Source organism: Paracoccus sp. NIOT.M2S5SZ12, from assembly GCF_057748165.1.
Window position 1 is genome coordinate 1 of the sequence record NZ_JBYLFR010000061.1, and the last position, 1,039, is coordinate 1,039.

The following is a 1,039-nucleotide window of genomic DNA, read 5'->3' on the forward strand; positions in this document are numbered from 1 at the left end:
GTCTGGGACTGGTCACGATGGCGACGAGAACATCAAGCGATCGCTGCCATCGCACATCGGAAGTTGCGCATCAATGCGCAACTGTAGTACTAGGGTCAGGACCCATTGATCTGCTTGAGGCCGCCCGTCCTGCGCGGTTCAAGGGTCCGGACTGACGGGGGTGATGGTGAGCAACCTTTTCTGGCTGACCGACGCGCAGATGGAGCGGTTGAAGCCGTTCTTCCCGAGGTCCCACGGCAAGCCGCGCGTCGATGACCGACGGGTGCTGAGCGGGATAATCTTCATCAACCGCAATGGGTTGAGATGGTGCGATGCGCCCAGGGGGTATGGCCCGCCCAAGACCCTCTACAACCGCTGGAAGCGTTGGGGCGATATGGGGGTCTTTGCCAGGATGATGGAGGGGCTGGCCTCCGAAGGCGGCCAGGACAAGGTCGTCATGATCGACGCGACCTACCTGAAAGCGCACCGCACGGCTTCGAGCCTGCGGGCAAAAAAGGGGGACTGACGACCGGCGCGGTCGTCTCATCGGGCGAACGAAGGGCGGGCTGAACACCAAGCTGCATGCGGTGACAGATGCCGATGGCCGCCCATTGCAGTTCTTTATGACCGCGGGCCACGTCAGCGACTGCACCGGTGCTGCGGCGCTCCTTGGCAGCCTGCCTGCCGCCGAATGGCTGATCGCGGACCGGGGATACGATGCCGACTGGTTCCGGGAGGCATTGAAAGACAAAGGGATACGCGCCTGCATCCCGGGCCGGAAGTCGCGCGGCAAGGTCGTCCGCTATGACAAGCGCCGCTACAAGCGGCGCAACCGGATCGAGATCACGTTCGGCAGGCTGAAGGACTGGCGCCGTAATGCCACCCGCTACGACAGATGTGCGAAGACCTCACCTTCCGCCGTCGCCCTCGCCGCCACCGTCATCTCTGGCTATAACAATCAATGAGATGCCGTAACGGGGCCTGCGCTGCGACCTGCCCGTTACCGTTGTCAAACCGAGGGCAATCTGGCGCCATTCCCGTATTGGATCCATCTGGAGGA

Annotated in this window: 1 protein-coding gene; it reads left to right on the forward strand. The window is 62.7% G+C overall.

Annotated elements, in window-relative coordinates; translation table 11 throughout:
* Nucleotides 1-166 precede the first annotated feature (166 nt).
* Nucleotides 167-944 (forward strand): IS5 family transposase gene (locus tag AC2SGK_RS18280; RefSeq protein ID WP_488324801.1). Its coding sequence is split into 2 segments (ribosomal slippage): nucleotides 167-498 and nucleotides 497-944, totalling 780 coding nucleotides; the frame shifts between segments, so codons are not numbered across the junction.
* Nucleotides 945-1,039: the final 95 nt, after the last annotated feature.